This is a genomic window from Methanosarcina thermophila TM-1 (genome assembly GCF_000969885.1).
GTDB lineage: Archaea > Halobacteriota > Methanosarcinia > Methanosarcinales > Methanosarcinaceae > Methanosarcina > Methanosarcina thermophila.
Map to the genome: position 1 here is coordinate 808,479 of NZ_CP009501.1, position 17,135 is coordinate 825,613.

A 17,135-nucleotide genomic window follows, 5' to 3' on the forward strand; every position below is an offset into this window, starting at 1 on the left:
AGTACAATGTATTCTGCAATTAAAAATATACCATTTAACCAGTTATGGGTTTTTTATTGATTTTTCGGTTAAGCTGTGTAAGTCCTTTAAAGATTTCTTAAAGAAATATGAACTAAACTTTCTATAATCTTATTTCTTTCTTCATATTTCAATTACTTCACTTGGTATCCTCGACTACGATCACCCCGTACATGGGCACTATAGGTGGTACTGGTACTACCCCGTATTTCAGCACAGGACATGGTTTTTTCTTTCGTCTGTTTCTGTCAAATTGATGACACCAAGCAATGTTCATTTCATCAATTGTTCCGTCTGTCATCTCTTCACCACTCCATCTAATTTTTTTATTCTTTCAAAATGTAATTAATTAATAGTTTTTCTATAATTTAAAAACCTTAAAATCATAAAGGTACAATTTTATCATACTTGTTTTTGATATTTTATCACTTGTTTTTGCTCCGATTTTACCTCTTGTTTTTGCTTCAATTTTACCGAGACTACTTCCTTATTTTCCTTTAGTTTAACTTTTACTACAGCAGACTGTTTTTGATTAATTGTTCCATCCGATGTTTGTGCAGCATGCTGTAGTTGGTAAAGGTCAACATTCACACCATTTTCTATCTTTGATATGCCAAAACCTTGTTCAGAGCTAGTGTCTATTTCATTATCGCCGTTATTCGACCACGAATCAACCTGTTGTTCTTCATCCAACCTTGCAACTACTTTTTTTATATTACCATCTTTATCATAAACAACTTTTAAATTATTTTTACTGGCTTGATTTATCTCTCCGTTATCCGTTTGGGCAATCTGAACCTGACCAGAAATATAATTAACTCCATCGCGAGTAACGTTTAATGAGGCTGCTTGAACTTGATCCGCTGAAGATCCAGCTACAGCAGTACCGATACATGTCACCATTAATAATACACATATGAACAGCGAAAATATTTTATTAAAGACTGATTTATCTAATATTTCTTATCCCCCCTTGTGTTTAAAAAAACAAAAATACACTCCTGAATAGTATAGCATTATAATTCAGCTTCACTTAGAAGTAAAGTGTCCACTAAGAGTTTGATCGGAATATACATATGCGGAATTACCAGATGCAGAAGCCTGCGTAACACCTAAAGCAGCCATTCCATTCTTAAGTATTTCCGCCTGTGTATACGCAACTGCACTCGCAGATGAGGGCTTATCTACAGAACTTGCAGTTGCGTATACATAATTGGATACGCTTACAGTACCACGGATAACCTTATCTTTCTTAGGGGCTGCACTTGCTCCTGATACCAGCACTGTGAGAAGAATACACAGCACCAAACCCACTGCTATTAATTTTCTCATTTCGCCACACTCCTATGTTTACTTTAAATATTTGACAAATTTTTGTCATGTATTAATAGACGACCAATGCTTATGGAGTCGTCAAAATTATCATTATTTTCCCCACTAATCCATGAAATTCTTCTTTCCGAAGCTATCAAGCCAGCCGAAAGGGCAGTTCACATTACATCATTTATAGTTCACATTACATCATTTATTTTTGTTGCATGTGCATTATGCCTATCACTTTATCCTTTGGTGTAGATATGATTTTTAAGAAGGCTCTTTGCTCCTGGTAGATATCCCCATCCGACGCTTGACTTTGGCTTAACTTAATTTCCCCACTATCGTCTGTATTAATTGTCTTAACTAAATTTGAGTTTGGTTCCGCAATTGAATTTTTATTATTACTGTCATCCGTAGATGGGACATCAACGCTTTGGATTTCGCTCGCTCTTACAGTTGTGATTTCCACCCCACTTTGAGGGTTAACGAATACTTCTTCACTACCCTGCTGGGCTTGAGTTATTATTCCATCTCCAGATAATATCTCAGCAGATTGTTGCTGATCAACATTATAGCTAATCTTGCCATCATTAACGATCACTTCACCTGTTTGAGACTGATCAGCTGAAGACAAAGCTGAAGCACTATTAATAGAAGTTATCATTAGTGCTGCGCATATCAACAGAAAAGTAATACTTTTAAAAGTCAAACTTGTAAATATATTCACTTTTACCCCCTCCATTTAAAAGTGAACTACACTCCCAGAGAATACAGCTTATTGTTTATACTCCGAAGCAACGCTAATAAGCCCACTAGCCCTACATCTATCCAGAGCCACATGAAAATACCAAGATTTGCATTTTTCATATTGATCTGCTGTAATGATCAAAATCCCTAGTAATAAAAAAATGGCTCTGTTCATAGTGGCATTTTTTTTATATAAAAAGATATTCATATATTAAAAAACTATACAGTTTGAAACTTGATTTTTCTCTTCCCTTACGGTCATTCAGAAGACTGCCAGGGAAAAAAACATTTTATATTTTTTTTGTTAAAAGAGTATAGAAGGTGGTCGATGATGTGAACTTAAAGTACAAAAACATAACATTTTACATTTTGATTTAAATCTAAATCTTGGACAGTTGAAGGTCAAATAACATTGATTTTTCAGCTCAATTATATAAATCTATGATTATTTTTATACCTTTTATAATATCAATTATGAAACCCTTTATATTATAATAGTCCTATTATATTGATATTTATCGTTTTAGGCTATATTAATTTTAATGTTTCTTTTATATTCAAAGAGATATATAAAAAGGATAAATTTATATATTTTAGTCGAATCCTAAGTATTGTGACTTATTCCAGCACAACTATGGTGGAAGGGGATGCTAGCTCAGAGTATGCTGAGCACATTTTGCATACGTCTCAGCCTATGGTTGTGAGGGACATTTTATACAATATTAAGTCACAAGTACTGTAAACTAGTACGGGGTATAAGTACTGTAAACTAGTACGGGGTATAGTTAGATATTACAGTATTGTAAATTTGTATGGGTATAGTTTAATCATCACAGCAGAACTACGGGGTAATTAATTAGTGGGTAATAATTAGTGTTTGATAGCTACCACTATCAATGGATCCCACTAATTAGTAATTAATTAGTGGGTAATAATTAGTGTTTGATAGCTACCACTATCAATGGATCCCACTAATTAGTAATTAATTAGTGGGTAATAATTAGTGTTTGATAGCTACCACTATCAATGGATCCCACTAATTAGTAATTAATTAGTGGGTAATAATTAGTGTTTGATAGCTACCACTATCAATGGATCCCACTAATTAGTAATTAATTAGTGGGTAATAATTAGTGTTTGATAGCTACCACTATCAATGGATCCCACTAATTAGTGTTTGATAGCTACCACTATCAATGGATCCCACTAATTAGTGTTTGATAGCTACCACTATCAGTGGATCCCACTAATTAGTGTTTGATAGCTACCACTATCATTAGATCCCACTAATTAGTGCTACAAAGGTACCTCTAGATTTGTTTGTGATGATATATATGTTTAACTTAGGTTTAGGAAGAGGTGAATAAATGAGAAAACTAATTGGAATATTAATTGCACTGTGTCTCCTCACAGCGTTTGTATCAACAGCCTCAGCTGGGGGCTGTAAGCCAGGTGAAAATTGTTTTGATACAAAGATAAAGAATGTTGATAATGGTCTAGCAAAGTCTACACCAATCAAACTTATCGTTGGCGCTAGCGATTCTGAAGCAGAAGCAGAAGCAGAAGCAGAAGGTGACTGCCCACAAGCATATGCAGAAACTGGCGCTGGTCAGCTTGAAACCGGTACCTTTGCTTACGGCATAGCACAAGCAGATGGATACAAGGCTGAAGCCGAAGCCGAATCAGAAAGCAAAGCATTCTCCGTATTTACTGCTAACAAGAAGAAGTACTAATTAAATCTGCATAGGAATTAGTATTGAAAAATACTAATTCCTTTTTTTGAGAGTTTAAAAAACTGTAATAACAGGTCATTTGCCCCGAAGATAAAAACACTGATGATCTTGTTTCTTTTTATAGATATTTATCGTTGCCGAAAATTGTTCAGAAATTAAAGTAATCCCACCGTTAAGGCGATCTCAATATCCATAAAGAAAAGTCATCCTACGAAATATTCAGCGAAGATGGAACGAAACAACTTTTGGTCAAAAATTAAAATCTATAATTAAAAAAGCAATAATTTCATATTATTAAGTAACTGTTGGATAGTCTTCTTAGCTTACTGACAGTTCTTCTGTTATGCAGTACGTATCAAAAAATCAGTAAAAGAGCTGAAAAGAATGAACTGGAAAAAAAGTTTAATACTTATACTGGTTTTGATCTGTATTCCAGTCGCTGCAATCTCGCTTAATAGTGAAACCACATCACAGAATGGAGATGCTTCTGCGGCTTCAAAAGCTACAAGTCAAGCTACAATAAGCGATGAAGACATTTCTATGGCCTCAACACAGGATGGAGATGTTTCTGTGGCTTCAAAAGCTGCAAGTCAGGCTATAATAAGCAGCGGTGGAGACGTTTCTATGGTCTCAAAATCCACAAGTGAGGTCACTGTAAAACAGGGAGAAAGTTATACTGTTTCTCTAAAAGAAGATACGTCTACGGGCTATAATTGGAAAGTGACTCATTCAGATGGGCTCAAACTTCTATCTGACACGAACTCTGATGGAGAAAGGGAATTAAAGTTTCTTGCAGCTCAAAAAGGAAAACAAACAATAAAAGCGGAATACTACAAATCTGGAGAGGAAAGCCTAAAACTCACTTCTGAGTTTGTATTAAATGTAGTTTAATGCACATAGGATTGTGTACCGAGGACAGATATATGTTATAAAGATATAAAGGCAGCAGTTACGATTTTACGAGGAAATTAAAATTATTATAAATCCAGATTGTCCTTCCTGATCATCGGAATCTGACTGCGCACGCTAATTATCGATCTACTTCGAAAAGGCTAGTAACCATATATTAGATGGAAATATTAAGAAATTCTTTCGCTTCTTTTTCCAGAGATTTATATCTATTACCTGAGTTTATAAGAGAAATATGGGGTTTTCATGAAAAGAGGCTCTAACATAATAATCGTACTATTTTTTATATACCTGTCAATTCTCCTTGTTCCTGTCGTCTCTGCAGACCCAAATCCAGTTATAGTACAATATTTTCATCAAAAAGGCTGCCATTATTGCGAGATGACCGACCCTATTGTTGATAAAATTAAAGCTCAATATGAAAATGATGATGTTGTTATAATTGATATAAACACCAGCACCCCCGATGGTTTATATCAGTGGAATAAATATGGATTTGAAGGAATTCCAGCTATCGTGATAAACAATGAAACAAAGCTTTTCGGCGATGGAGAAATTACTGAAGAAAAACTGAGAACCACAATCGACGGGTATCTTGCAAAAAGTAGAGAAGAAACTGAACATACGACAGAGAACGCAACTGAAAACAAACGGGATAGTGAATATATAAATACGAATCTGAATTTACCAGTTGCTTATTCGCTCGGTCTTTTTGCAGGTTTTTCACCCTGTCTGATGGCCATACTGGGGTTTCTATTAAGCTTTACTGCAGGAACAAGCAATAGCACAAAAAATAGCATGATGCGTGCAACAGTATTTGGATTAGGACTGGTGACTTCTTACATAGTTCTGGGTCTGTGTTTGCTCTCTTTCAGAAAGTCAATTCCCAGTTTGGAAGGCTTTTCTTATGTTGCAGGAATAATCATAATTCTCATTGGATTAAACCTATTGGGGATTTTTAATTCACCTGTTGTTATGGATAATTATTTTCAAAACTCGGCTAGGAAATATGTAGGTACTTTGAGTGGAGTTTTCTTCCTTGGAGTACTATTCTCTTTTGTAAAAGTTCCCTGTACTGCTCCGATGCTTCTTGTACTGATCAGCAAAACCATAACAAATGGAACAGTTAGCAACCTGACCATGTTATTTGCTTTCAGCGCTGGAGTATTGACCCCTTTTATAGGAGTTGGCTTGTTAGGAGGCTATACTCTATCTAAACAAATTCGTTCATACAGGATGTACATAAAAAAAGTTAGTGGAATTGCACTTGTATTAATTGGTCTATGGATGATTTTTTAACTAATTTTTAAAAAACACTCATGAATTTACTCTACTTTTACAATAACATATTAGGATTTACCTGCAGGAAAAGAAGCAGCTTATCTTGATCAATTAGAAGCAGCTTATCTTGATCAATTCCTTCGTTTCATGATTCTTCAGAAACCTGTCTCAAGAATGCCTTTTTTAATTTAATTTTATTAGAATTTTAAAACGTTTTACTCAGAAGAAGAAAAGATAAGAGTAAATGCTATGAATACGATCGGGTTTACAAATTCTTAATTAAGTTGCCATTATTCTTAACAAACAGATGTATCATATAACTTACGAAAAATATATTTACTTTAAGAGAGTAGGTTCAACATTAGAAATCTTAATCCTGAAACTTTAATCCTATAAGAAAAGAGGATATCGGATTCTGATGAAACAAAACGGCAGTATGCGGGAAAAAGCCCTTAAAATAGAGAAGCTTGTGAGCTTTCTTTTGCCAGCGGTTATATTTTCCCTGGCTTTGTGGACTCTGGATAGACAGGTGCGTCACTTACACTCAATGTATATCATCAAAAATATTACCATCACTCCACTGAGCCATATAGAGCTTGCCTTTTTTTTAACTTTTTTGAGTTACCTTGCCTTAACAGGCTACGATTATCTGGCAGTCCGTCATATCAACCACCCTATGCCTTATAAACAGACAGCTCGGGCTTCATTTATCAGCATGTCCATAAGTTATAGTATTGGCTTTAATATCCTGACAGGAAGTTCTTTGCGATACAGATTTTATTCAAGAAATGGACTGGGTTTGCGCGAGATATGTGAGATCATAGTTTTCTGTATTCTCACCTTCTGGCTCGGCTTCTGTTTTGTCGGAGGCTTGCTCTTCACATTCTACCCTGTGAATCTGCCGGATTATATACTCAGGAATCCTGTCTCTTTAAACTTAATTGGAATTTTACTTCTGCTGTCCGTTGCTGTTTATTTCTTTTTCTCGTTCAGGAAGTGGAATTTCAGAATAGGGGAGTACCAGATAAGGGTTCCCGAACCAAAAATAGCTTTTTTCCAGCTTGTTTTATCCTCAGTAGATTATCTGCTTTCTGGAAGCATTATCTATTTCCTTTTGCCCTCAAGCCCACACCTTACCATGCTTCACGTACTTGTATTTTTTGCACTGGCTCAAATCATAGGTCTGATAAGCACTGTCCCTGGAGGGCTCGGAGTTTTTGAGACTCTGATGCTGTTTATGCTAGAACCATATTTCGGCACGGTTGATATAATAAGACCGCTTCTTCTCTTCAGGGCAATTTATTACTTCGTACCTTTCCTGTTTGGATTCCTAGCTCTTATATTGTATGAATATGAAGAGAGAGAAGAATTCCTGAAAAAAATCGGAAAAGCTACCTATTCCAGCCTGTCACAGGTAGTACCTCAGATTTTTTCTATTCTTGTCTTTCTTGGAGGTGTTTCTCTCCTCTTTTCCGGAGCTCTGCCTTCAAATCCCAGATACCTGCATGACCTCACTTACATAGTTCCCTTTCCCCTGATAGAATTTTCCAGGTTTTTCGGAAGCATTATGGGTGTATTGCTCCTTCTCCTGGCAAACGGTCTCTGGAAAAGAATTGACGGAGCTTATATTCTCTCACTTGCTGTGCTTTTGATGGGCGGAATTTTTGCCCTCCTGAAAGACTTTGATTATCATGAAGCGTCTGTTCTTTTTACCCTGTTTTTCTTTTTGCTCCCCTGCAGGAAATACTTTTACAGAAAGTCCTCACTTATGCACCAGTCATTTAGCAGCAAGAACATAATTGCTATAATCCTGGTGCTTGTAAGCTTTGTCTGGCTTGGACTTTTCTCATACCGGAATGTGGAATACTCAAACGAGCTCTGGTGGCAGTTTGGAATTAATTCCCAGGCATCCAGCTTTTTAAGGGCAACAGTTGGAACTTTCTTCCTGCTGCTGGTTTTAGGGATAGCTAAAATGCTGAGCCCCTTTTCCAGGGATATTCATATGCCAGGGGAAGAAGAAATGAAACTTGCAAAAACAATTATTAACCAGAGCAAGGAAACTGCTGGAAACCTGGCGCTTACTGGAGACAAATACTTGCTTTTCGACGATGAAAAGCAGGCATTTTTAATGTATGGAATTTACGGAAAGACCTGGGTTGCAATGGGAGACATTGTAGGAACCAGCAAACGGGCAAAAGAGCTGATTTGGGACTTTTATGAGATGAGTAGACTGAACCAGGGCAGGGCTGCTTTTTATGAGGTAAGTGAAAAGTATATTCCTGTGTATCTTGACCTCGGCATGACCCTGATAAAAATCGGGGAGGAAGCAAAAGTTCCCATTGAGACCTTTACCCTGGAAGGAAGTGCAGGAAAAGATTTCCGCTATACTGTGCGAAATGTGGAAAAAAAGGGATACAGGTTTGAAATTGTCTCCGGAGAAGAGGTTCTCCGCCTTATGCCCGAACTCCGACGTATCTCAGATGCCTGGCTGCAAATGAAAGCAGGAAAAGAAAAGCGATTTTCAATTGGGTTTTTTGACGAAAAATATCTGAGCAACTTCCCGATTGCCCTTGTGAGAAACGACTCCGAGATAGTTGCTTTTGCAAACATATGGACTGGAGCAGAAAAGGAAGAAATCAGTGTCGACCTCATGCGCTACGGTCCCAATGCCCCGTACAGAACAATGGAATACCTTTTTATCAAGCTAATGCTCTGGGGAAAAGAAATGGGGTACAAACACTTTTCTCTCGGGATGGCTCCTCTCTCAGGGCTTGAGAATCGACAATTTGCTCCTATCTGGCATAAAATAGGGTCTTTAATTTTTTCCCACGGAGAACACTTTTATAACTATAGGGGAGTAAGGGAGTTTAAAGAGAAATTCAATCCTGTCTGGAGCCCGAGATATATCGCACTCCCGAAAGGATTCAAACAGGGCCTGGTTTTAAAAGATATAGCAGCCCTGATCTCAGGAGGAGTAAAAGGGATTTTCACAAAGGAAAATAAGCGAGCAATAAGCCATAGAGGGCATCAAACTCCAGAAAAAACGCTGGAATAATGCATCAATTCATTAATTCAAACTTATCCAGTATCAGAAACATGAATTCCTTTGTGCCAACCAGATATTCTCGCTGCCCGAGCATTTCTTGCTTTTTCTGCACAAACGGTCCCTCCGCCAGCCCTTCCCCAAATCGCTCAATCAAAGACCGAATTCTTTCTTCATTCACCTCGGGATGAAACTGAAGCGCCACAACCCTTCCGTTATAAATGAATCCCTGGTTCTTGCAGCCCTCGCTTTCAAAAAGGTGAACAGCTCCTGCCGGCAGGTCAAAAGTCCTGCTGTGCCAGTGAAAAACCGTAATCCTTTCCGACAGCCCCTCAAGAAATTCTGGTTTATTTTTGCCGCCGGATGCCCTTACAGGAAACCATCCCATCTCCATATGCGGGTTTTCATAAACGCGGGCGCCGAGGATGTCAGCAAGCAATTGCGCACCAAGGCAGATTCCAAGTATCGGTTTTCCAGTGTCAACTGCCTGCTTGATAAATGCTTTTTCATCCCTCAGCCAGGGATTTTCTTCATAATCGTAGATTCCCATTGGACCACCCATGATGATAAGAAGATCAAAAGAATCAAGTTCCGGGGGACTTTTTGCCTCGTAAAAACGGGTTGACTCAAGCCTGTGTCCTTTGATTCTTGCATATTCTTCAATGGTGCCCAGGGTGTTTATGGGAGAGTGCTGGAGAACGTGGATTTTCATACAAGATCAGTTTGTAATTTCAAGATTAAATACTACCCTTAATTCATTGAGAATTTCATATATTACTGACAGTTCAATCGAAGAAGCTTTGCCCTCTTTTTCTTTATCAAAGGACATTAATTTTTACCAATCTTTTTTAAAATTAAAAATGTTCAATACAGGGATTTGGCTGAAATAAACTTATATTTCAGGATGAAGTTATAAAGATGATCACAATGAACTCTGATATTTTAATACGCAGTTTCATAATAGCCTGTTTAATAACACTTATAACAGTACTTATAGAAGCCGCTTATTACGGATTGCAGCCTGAAAACGCCTATTTAGCCAGCGACGTTGGTTATTCTGTTACCAGTCCTTTTGTGAATAATTATTCAGACTTAACAAGCCCTGTAAACCGGATAATCCTTGGTATAATATTCATCTCTACTTTTGTAATATCTTTAAAGGAGATATCTAAGAGAGCTAAAAAAGAAAAACCATGCAAAAGATATTACTGAAATCCCGACAAGGATGCAATGCATAAAATCTGACAAAAAGATATTCCTTCCTAAATCAGATTTAAGAATCATCTCTACACCTGTGTAGAGATCTCCGATTTATGTAAAGATACCTGATAAACATTTAGTGTCTCTAATAATACATCTGGTATACAAAGATACAGTTATTTTGTTCTTTAGCTTTTATTTAGCAGTTCCAGGGATAACTCAGAGTGGAAACAAATTTCTTTCAGCAGTCGTCCGTACCACAGATTATGGAAATATATAATGATCTGCAGCCAATCTATTCTTAAATAACATTTAAAGGGCTTAAAACAGATTTTTGACTTTTTCCGTTATTTTTCTCTCTTATTCAGTTAATTTAAATAATATTAGAGCTTTATTTAATTCGGGGAATATAAAACTACAATCCTATGAAACAATGGTTGAGGGATGCATTAAGCGCTAAGGTACTGCATTTTTCCACCGCGTTTCCTGTCATAATTCATGAGTATCATTTGATTGAACTCTAATTTGGGAGAAGCTGTATACCAGCGCACGGGAACTCAGGTTAATAGTGAAAAGTATGATCTTTTCAAGCTTTTTGTCAGTGAATGCCTGAAAAAGTTTTAATAAGAGAATTTTCACAAAATAAAAAACTCACAGCTAAAGCTATGGAAAGCATATTAAAAGCTCTCAAAACCTGATCCGGCAATCGAGAATTTACGCCTAACTATCAGACTTACTGGTTAAAGGCAGGGTAAAAGCATGAGATCAACAAAATCGGTTTGTCCGGAATGCAAAAAGATAATTACGGCTTCAATCTTTGAGGAAAATGGAAAACTGATAATGGAAAAAGGCTGCCCTGAACATGGGAACTTCAGGGATATATACTGGTCAGACGCTGAACTTTACAGGAAGTTTGAAATTCATTCACATACCGGATCAGAGATTTCCCATCTCCAGGATTCTGATTCCACAAATTGCCCATTTGATTGCGGTATCTGTCCTGCTCACCAGACAGGAACTTTGCTTGCAAATATAGACATCACCAACAGATGCAACCTTGCATGCCCTGTCTGTTTTGCAAACGCAAGAGTGACAGGTCTCATTTATGAGCCTAGTTTCGAGGAAATCAGAAAGATGATGGAAACGCTCAGAAACGAGAAACCTGTTCCATGCTATGCCGTTCAGTTTTCTGGCGGAGAGCCGACATTAAGGGATGACCTTCCTGAGATTATTGAACTGGCAGAAGAACTGGGTTTTTTGCAAATCCAGATTGCAAGCAACGGAGTTAAGCTTGCAAAAAGTCCAGAGTACTGCAAAAGACTTAAAGACGCCGGACTTCATACAATTTACCTCTCTTTTGATGGAGTCACACCAGATCCCTATATCAAAACCCGGGGTTTTAATGCCCTGCCCCTAAAGTTAAAAGCTATCAAAAACTGCAGGGATTTTGGACCAGATAGTCTTGTGCTTGTGCCGACGCTTGCAAAAGAGGTTAACGATTTCCAAGTTGGAGGAATCATCCGGTTTGCAGCCGAAAATCTTGACATTGTAAAAGGAGTAAATTTCCAGCCAATTGCTTTTACAGGAAGGGTGGACCAATCTCAGCGAGAAGATAAAAGGATTACCATACCTGATGTGCTGAGACTTGTGGAGGAACAGACCGACGGAGAGATCTCCCGCAACGCCTGGTATCCTGTATCTTCTGTAGTCCCTATAAGCCGGTTTTTATCCGCTATGAGGAAAGTCCCAATTCCTGAATTCACAGTCCACCAGCACTGCGGAGCTGCAACCTATCTATTCTTTGAAGAGGGTCATTTTATCCCGATTACAGATTTTATTGATGTTGATGGTTTTCTTGAGTTTATAAACGAAGTAATCCCTGAGATAAATGGGAAAGGAGGGCGGGTCCGAACCCTTGCAAAAGTCATAAAGGAGATCCCAAGGTACATTGACGAGAGCAGGGGACCGAAATCAATAAACGTAACCCGGATGATTCTTGACGTCCTTAAAGCCGGCGACAAAGAACATACCGCACGCTTCCACAGGAATACCCTATTCGTCGGAGTAATGCATTTTCAGGATCTGTATAACATAGATCTTGAGAGGATCAAAAAGTGCGGAGTTCATTATTCTACACCCGATGGCAGAATAATCCCTTTCTGCACATACAATACACTTTACAGGGAATCGGTTGAGCAACAGTTTTCAATGCCCTATACGCAAACAAATAAATCCGAACGTTAATAATGCAAGACAAAATATTGACCTTAGCAGAACAGTAATGACATAAGATAAAAACAGGAATAAAATCCAATAATAGAATATAAAACCAGAACATCAAATAAATTATTTAAAAAATTACCCCCACATATATTGAGATCTCATGAAAGTGTGGCCTCTAAATTCAAAAATTTTAGAAAATCCAGATTCTGAAAATGCAGATCAGAAAAAAACAGGCTTTAAGAAGTTTCAGGTTCCGCAAAAAGGTGAAGCCGGTTCTTTCTGGGAAAACAGGGGAGATAGATACCATTGCGGAGTTGACCTTTATGCCCCTGAAAAAACCGAGGTCGTCTCGATTGAAAGAGGAGTTGTCACAGAGATAGGGATAATGACCTCGCCTGAAATCCTGCCCTACTGGAATCCGACTTATTATGTAATTATTGAACATAGCAGGGAACTGTTCTGCAAATATGGTGAGCTTGCAGGCTTTACCGTGAAAAAAGGAGACGAAATCGAACCTGGGCAATTGATAGGGCATGTGGGCATGGTGCTGAACCCCAGCAAAATCGATGATTTCTGCCCGCTTTATATCCGGAAGTTAAAAGACAGGAATCCGAGCATGCTTCATTTTGAGTTCTGGAAAAAGCAGCCCATTGTTGCGCACAGGAATTATCTTGGGGGAAACTGGTTTGGCGAAGAAAAGCCGGAAAACTTGATTGATCCTACAGGCTACCTTGAACAACTACTATCGTGACATCCACAAATTAGACCTGACAATCTCACCTGTGCACTTATATAAAAGGAAGCTAATTTTTCTTCACACAAGGGTGCAGGAAAAAGCCTTAGCTTGCTGCCGTCTTACTATCTGGCTGGTGTTCTATGGAAAATCCAAATTTTGAGATCTCTGCAATCAATGAAAAAATAAATCGCCTTGAGAAAACTCAGGTAATCAAAAATTATTATCTGGTTCTGGGAGGGGGAAAAATCGGCACGGATTTCCTTCATTATGCCCGGAAAAACAAGTTCCCCTTCGTTCTCGTTATCGATAAGGACGAAAATGCTCCTGCTTCAGATGAGGCAGACATCAAAACTGAAGCCGAGGTGGTAAATCTCCTGAAAAATAAGGCTTCTGAACCTTCACCGAATAAAGTGCTTAAATCTCCCAGAGTAGCAGGGGCAGTCAAAAGGGAAGATGAAGGAGAGAACGAAAAAGAAGATGGGAAACCTGAGATCTACTTTTGCAAAATGGATCTTAAGCACATCCCTTTTCTTTTAAGCTATGGTATTCCTGAATATATTATTCCTGCTGTTCCCTGTCATGCGGTTGCATATATGCTTTCCGAGCTTCTAAAATTCCCTCTTGAACCTGCAAAGAACGAAAGCCTGGAAAAAATAGAAGATAAAAGCCAGAAAGGAAGCAGCCCTGTAACCGAGCTTATTATCGGACCTGAAAACAAAAGGCTCATGACATTTTTCGAAAAGCTTGCAGCTTCCTTTCCTGCTGATGTAATCGCAGGGCGTTACCCTGAACATGGAATGCTCTTTTTCTCTTATGCCAGGGAAGGAGAAATCTGTCCTGACGGCTGTCCGGGTCCTAGAGACCGCTGCCCCACATTCGGGAGGATAAAACCTGAGACCATTACGGAATATGCAGGGAAACTTCGCCAGAGCCTGCCAGGCTGGGTCTTTGAGAGCCACCAGATGAAGCCAGGTACAGGAGGGCTTAAAGGAAAGGAATTCAAGCAGAATCTACTGGAGATCTTTGAGTTTGTAAGAGCATTTAAAGAAAATAAGAGTGGAGAAAGGCTCGAGAATCCAGAAGATAGGGCATTTTTCATTGCCACTACCTGCACATGCCATGGAGTATTGAACCTGTTTTATGTGCTCTGAGAGTTTATTTTAAATAGCCTGATTGTATATTTTGTTAAACAACTGGACTATATAATCTCAATTATGTAGAAGCGCAGCTGGCAGGTGTAAAGCTATACTTGCAGTGATTGAATTCTTAGCGCCGCCAGCTTCGTTCTATTTTTTCGTACAAGCCAAGTAAATTATTTCGTGTGATTTTGTAATAGGGATGGTCTGGACCGTATTTTTTTTCGATTATATCGAGGGATTTTTCATACAGGTTGATTGCAGTTTCGTATTCGCCCATGCTTTCATGCAAGCCTGCAAGGTTGTTAAGAGTTGTGCCAATATCGGGATGGGTAGGACCTAGAGTTTTTTCATAAATCTGAAGGGCACGAGTATAAAGAGGAAGGGCTTTTTTGTGTTGACCAAGAATCCTATAAAGTTCGCCCAGGTTGTTTAAAGTCTTCGCAACGTCAGGGCTGTCAGGACCCAGGATGCGCTCCCGGATTTCGAGAGCTTGCGTGTATAACTCCAGCGCTTTTTCGTAGCGGCCTTTCTGGATATAGACGCCTGCGAGGTTGTTAAGGGTCGTAGCAAAGCCCGTATGTTCAGTTTTTCCGAAATTTTCCATGATTTCCAGGGATCTTGTATAAAGGATCATGGCTTTTTCATACCTTGTGGTCTGGAAATAGAGCAGGGCAAGATTGTTCAGAGTCTGGGCAACCTGCGGATGCTCAGCACCATATACCTTTTCCTGAAGCTTTAATGCCTGCCCGTAAGTATCCTCAGCTTCATCAAGTTTGCCCATCTCCGCGAGCAAAACGCCCAGGTTATTCAAGGTTCCGGCTTTATACCTCATAACCACATGGTTTTCAGGCTCCTGCTCAAGAAGTTTTTCGAGAAGTTTGAGAGCCTTCCTGAAGTGCTCTTCAGCTTTCTCAGGCTTTTCCATTCCCTTATAAAAAAAAGCCATCCTGTTCAGGGTTCTAACAGCGCCTAGGTTCTGCAGGCTGAGGAATTTCTCCTGAATCTTCAGAGCGCGGGTGTAGTATGAGGCGGCGTCTTCATACCTCTCCATCAGATAGTAGAGAGTACCAAGCTCACTTAGTGTATCCCCAGTTTCAGGTCTGGGTTGATTGGCAAGGTTTTCGCGGATTCTCAAAGCCATTAAAAAAAACTCTAGGGCTTTTTCGTAATTCTCTATATAACGGTAGATTCCTGCAAGCCCATTCAGTACAGATGCAGCCTCCGGACTTTCAGCCCCAATCTCCTTTTCCACAATGCCAAGCAGTTCTTCATAAAGGGGAAGGAGTATTTTCCAGTATCCGGATCTGTAGAAAGGCTCGGCTTTAACTATGAACCAGCTTACCAGTTCTTCCGGTTCAAAAGCCTCCTTTGCATGTATAAATGCTTCCTTTAAGGCGATTTCATCTTCAGGGGTGATAAGCTCTGGATCCAGATCTTTCAGCCTGCTTTCGTACCTTTCAAGCAGATCTCGGTGTTTTTTCGTTTTCTTTTCAATTCCCAACTCTTCTCTCGGGTTTTTATTTGAAATGTCAATAGAGCTGTTTTCTCCAGAATTTCTTCTTTTTCCTGAAACTACTTCTTTTCCTGAGATTTCCTCTTTTTCTGAATCTTTGCTGAAATTAGTCATGGTTTACCCCTCCTGAATAAAAAATAAGATAATAAAAGTCTTTATTTTAAGATATACTATATTTCACTCTAAATCACAGAATGCTTCTATATAAAATAAGTTTGTCCAACAATATATATTGTCAAAATCACTAAATTATATAGGATCTAGGCGGTTGAAACACTTTGCAACTCAGATTAAAACACTTCTTTCAATATAATCAAAAATCTTTGAGTTGAATGATTTCTCACTTTTTGCTTTATTGAGTATACTAAAACCTTCACCTCACTATATTCATATATCAGCTTGTGCCATAGCCACAGTATATGGCGAGCTACAAAGCCCTTGTAAAAGATGTTATCAGAAAAGCTGATGTCCTTCTTGAAATAATAGACGCCAGGTTTCCTGACGAGACCCGGAACAGCGAAGTAGAACGCGATATTATTCGCTTAAACAAACCTCTCATAATAGTAATCAACAAATCTGATCTCGTATCAAAGGAAAAACTTGAGAAGACAAAAGCCCGCCTTTCAAAAATTGCACCTGTAGTTTTTGTCTCCAGCAAGGAAAGGTCAGGAACAACAATGCTCAGGCACCAGATCCTCGCATCTGCCGCTATAAAAGCGGGTATAAAAGGGCGAGATATTCTGGTTGGCACTATCGGCTATCCCAATGTCGGCAAATCCTCCGTAATCAACAGCGTTACAGGCAGGCACAGGGCAAGTACATCTCCTATATCGGGACACACAAAAGGCGTTCAGCACGTATATGCAGGCTCACGCATTATGTTTATAGATACGCCTGGAGTTATCCCCTTTGATGAGAAAGATGAATATCTTCAGGGGCTGCTAGGAATAAAGGATGCAACCCACCTCAAGGACAAGATAGGAGTCGCCTTGAAAATAATCGAAAAAATGCTTGCCGAAAATAAAGCAGCCCTTGAATCATTCTATAACGTTACAATCGAAGACGAAAGTTCTTACGATGTGCTTGAGATGATAGGCAGACAGTGTAATTTCCTGCAGAAAAAAGAGGAGGTGGATGAGACAAGAACCGCTACCAGAATAATCAATGACTGGCAAAACGGGCTGCTTCTTATATAAAAACTCACATGATGTTGTTCCGTAAATCTTCGGTACAGATGCACACATTTACAGATATGTGCATCTAGTGAATCGTGACA

General features: G+C 38.8%; 15 protein-coding genes. 9 read left to right on the forward strand and 6 right to left on the reverse strand.

The window, feature by feature from the left end:
* Positions 1-157: 157 nt before the first annotated feature.
* The 4 genes from MSTHT_RS14330 to MSTHT_RS03435 all read right to left on the reverse strand — a co-directional run bounded on the left by MSTHT_RS14330 (position 158) and on the right by MSTHT_RS03435 (position 2,062).
* On the reverse strand, positions 158-319 hold the full coding sequence (locus MSTHT_RS14330; RefSeq protein WP_156149702.1) for a hypothetical protein: 162 nt from the start codon (positions 317-319) through the stop codon (positions 158-160).
* Positions 320-420: 101 nt separating this feature from the next.
* A complete protein-coding gene (locus tag MSTHT_RS03425; protein ID WP_048166572.1) occupies positions 421-921 on the reverse strand; it encodes a hypothetical protein in 501 nt (166 codons plus the stop codon).
* Positions 922-1,047: 126 nt separating this feature from the next.
* Positions 1,048-1,350, reverse strand: a complete 303-nt coding sequence (locus MSTHT_RS03430; protein WP_048166573.1) for a hypothetical protein — start codon at positions 1,348-1,350, stop codon at positions 1,048-1,050.
* 193 nt (positions 1,351-1,543) lie between these two features.
* Entirely contained in the window at positions 1,544-2,062 is a 519-nt protein-coding gene (locus tag MSTHT_RS03435) for a hypothetical protein (protein ID WP_054298212.1), read from the reverse strand.
* A 1,387-nt stretch (positions 2,063-3,449) separates the two neighbouring features.
* Between MSTHT_RS03435 and MSTHT_RS03440 the strand changes: the two genes are divergently transcribed.
* The 4 genes from MSTHT_RS03440 (at position 3,450) to mprF (ending at position 9,060) form a co-directional block, all read left to right on the forward strand.
* Complete coding sequence (locus MSTHT_RS03440) at positions 3,450-3,815, forward strand: hypothetical protein (RefSeq protein ID WP_048166575.1); 366 nt, start codon at positions 3,450-3,452, stop codon at positions 3,813-3,815.
* A gap of 384 nt (positions 3,816-4,199) precedes the next feature.
* Positions 4,200-4,706: a protease inhibitor I42 family protein gene (locus MSTHT_RS03445; protein WP_048166576.1), complete on the forward strand. Its 507-nt coding sequence runs from the start codon at positions 4,200-4,202 to the stop codon at positions 4,704-4,706.
* Positions 4,707-4,970: 264 nt separating this feature from the next.
* The gene (locus MSTHT_RS03450; protein WP_048166577.1) at positions 4,971-6,023 is read left to right on the forward strand and encodes a cytochrome c biogenesis protein CcdA; all 1,053 of its coding nucleotides are present in this window, start codon (positions 4,971-4,973) and stop codon (positions 6,021-6,023) included.
* A gap of 400 nt (positions 6,024-6,423) precedes the next feature.
* Positions 6,424-9,060, forward strand: a complete 2,637-nt coding sequence (gene mprF, locus MSTHT_RS03455) for a bifunctional lysylphosphatidylglycerol flippase/synthetase MprF (RefSeq protein WP_048166578.1) — start codon at positions 6,424-6,426, stop codon at positions 9,058-9,060.
* Between the two features lie 4 nt (positions 9,061-9,064).
* On the opposite strand, the gene MSTHT_RS03460 is transcribed toward mprF, so the two are convergent.
* Entirely contained in the window at positions 9,065-9,760 is a 696-nt protein-coding gene (locus tag MSTHT_RS03460; RefSeq protein WP_048166579.1) for a type 1 glutamine amidotransferase, read from the reverse strand.
* A 206-nt stretch (positions 9,761-9,966) separates the two neighbouring features.
* Here MSTHT_RS03460 and MSTHT_RS03465 point away from each other — a divergent pair, with 206 nt between their 5' ends.
* From MSTHT_RS03465 to MSTHT_RS03480, 4 genes are all read left to right on the forward strand, one after another.
* Entirely contained in the window at positions 9,967-10,260 is a 294-nt protein-coding gene (locus MSTHT_RS03465) for a hypothetical protein (protein WP_226999538.1), read from the forward strand.
* A gap of 747 nt (positions 10,261-11,007) precedes the next feature.
* Entirely contained in the window at positions 11,008-12,492 is a 1,485-nt protein-coding gene (gene tes / locus MSTHT_RS03470; protein WP_048166580.1) for a tetraether lipid synthase Tes, read from the forward strand.
* Between the two features lie 139 nt (positions 12,493-12,631).
* A complete protein-coding gene (locus MSTHT_RS03475; RefSeq protein WP_048166581.1) occupies positions 12,632-13,222 on the forward strand; it encodes a M23 family metallopeptidase in 591 nt (196 codons plus the stop codon).
* Between the two features lie 125 nt (positions 13,223-13,347).
* The gene (locus tag MSTHT_RS03480) at positions 13,348-14,358 is read left to right on the forward strand and encodes a hypothetical protein (RefSeq protein WP_048166582.1); all 1,011 of its coding nucleotides are present in this window, start codon (positions 13,348-13,350) and stop codon (positions 14,356-14,358) included.
* A gap of 115 nt (positions 14,359-14,473) precedes the next feature.
* On the opposite strand, the gene MSTHT_RS03485 is transcribed toward MSTHT_RS03480, so the two are convergent.
* The gene (locus MSTHT_RS03485; RefSeq protein ID WP_082086743.1) at positions 14,474-15,973 is read right to left on the reverse strand and encodes a tetratricopeptide repeat protein; all 1,500 of its coding nucleotides are present in this window, start codon (positions 15,971-15,973) and stop codon (positions 14,474-14,476) included.
* A 305-nt stretch (positions 15,974-16,278) separates the two neighbouring features.
* On the opposite strand from MSTHT_RS03485, the gene MSTHT_RS03490 reads away from it, so the two are divergent.
* The gene (locus MSTHT_RS03490) at positions 16,279-17,055 is read left to right on the forward strand and encodes a GTPase (protein ID WP_048166583.1); all 777 of its coding nucleotides are present in this window, start codon (positions 16,279-16,281) and stop codon (positions 17,053-17,055) included.
* Positions 17,056-17,135 lie beyond the last annotated feature (80 nt).